Source organism: Erwinia sp. JH02, from assembly GCF_013074405.1.
GTDB lineage: Bacteria > Pseudomonadota > Gammaproteobacteria > Enterobacterales > Enterobacteriaceae > Erwinia > Erwinia rhapontici.
In genome coordinates this window covers 1-1,263 of record NZ_JABANZ010000033.1, presented here as the reverse complement: position 1 = coordinate 1,263, position 1,263 = coordinate 1, and the positions used below count along the sequence as shown (strand labels likewise).

Genomic DNA, 1,263 nt, shown 5'->3' with positions numbered 1-1,263 from the left:
TGTTTTCTGACCAAAAAATGCGAACCGACGGATTTTCAAAAAGTGGCTGAACTGGAAAAGTCATGGAGAAATTCTGACAAAGTGCATCAGATTGAGAAATTGAAAAACTACCCTGACCGATTCCCGAGCAATGTTGATAGTATTGGGATCGAGATTGTGGGTGAGTCAGTAGAGGTTAAGAACAAAAAAACGGGTAAAGACGAATATATCTATGAGGCAGTCAATGCGCGACAAAATGACTCTTTGACATGGTTAATTAAAGAATTATCTGAAACACTCAACGTCAGTATGAATGAAATATATCGTCATCCGGAAATAGGAAGAAAAAACGAAACGGAGGCTAGTACAGCACAATGGTAAAATTTAAAAAATCATTTAGTGTTGTCTTATTCATCTTCTTCTTTATTTCAACGCAAGCGCAGGGAAGAGAAGTCAGTCAACTTGACGTTGAAGGGATAGGATTACATTACGATGGACGTACAGACAAAAATGAAGAAGAAGCTTGTAAGGTCTTCAGGCCGACGAATAAACAGATGATCCGTTTTTTCAACCAGGCTAAAGAGTCAAAAAAAAGTGGGAACCTGCTTCATGAATACTATTCACCTTGTGTTTCTACTGGCGAAGTAAAATTCCAAGATGGTTCTTCCGGGCACTGGACGGTGCAATCCAGCGGTCTGGGGCTTGTAATCTTCGATAATGGAGAGGCAGCCACTTTCTTCCTTAAAGACAACCAGTGGGCCGATCCTTATGCCTGCACTTATGGCTTAGGTGATGATCCAATATGTTAAATAAATCACTGCGCTGTTACTGGCGCAGTTTGTTGAAAGGAGTAACGGTTTAAAAATTCTCTGTTTTAAAACCTATCGCAGGCACCAGTCTGGCCTCAGACCTGTTGCTGAGTACCATCTGATAAAAATGGCTGTGGCCCTCAGCCTTACGCGACTGAAATAATCAGGGAAAATAGTTGAAAAGTGAATCTCCGTTGCGTAAACATTTGATTTTTTACCTAAGGAAGGGACTTATGCTTTATATCGACGAGGGTGGTTATATTGATGCAGAACGCATCATCCTGAAAATATTCAATAATATTGAGCGTGGAAAGATGGATGCGGTTAATGGCATCGTTGTGCATCAGACCAATGCGCCGACAGCCAGCAGTACCTTTCATAGTTATCAAACGAAAGGCGCCACCGGCGCTCACTTCCTGATTGACAGAGATGGCACCATCTATCAGACCGCTTCGTTATTCCAGATCACCTGGCA

At 41.9% G+C, this 1,263-nt stretch carries 2 protein-coding genes and 1 pseudogene; all 3 read left to right on the top strand.

Annotated elements, in window-relative coordinates; all coding sequences use genetic code 11:
* A pseudogene (locus tag HHI26_RS25330) lies at nt 1-360 on the top strand (N-acetylmuramoyl-L-alanine amidase); the annotation flags it as partial.
* Nucleotides 354-788 carry a hypothetical protein gene (locus tag HHI26_RS25325; RefSeq protein WP_171149997.1) on the top strand — a complete coding sequence of 145 codons (435 nt, stop codon included), beginning with the start codon at nt 354-356 and terminating at the stop codon, nt 786-788. The pseudogene HHI26_RS25330 and the gene HHI26_RS25325, both read left to right, overlap by 7 nt.
* Before the next feature lie 233 nt (nt 789-1,021).
* Nucleotides 1,022-1,263: N-acetylmuramoyl-L-alanine amidase (locus tag HHI26_RS25320; RefSeq protein ID WP_171149501.1), on the top strand; the 242-nt coding region annotated here is incomplete at its 3' end.

Excerpts from the sequence above, each read along its gene's own strand:
- HHI26_RS25325 (WP_171149997.1), top strand. The coding sequence starts at position 354 with ATGGTAAAATTTAAAAAATCATTTAGTGTTGTCTTATTCATCTTCTTC.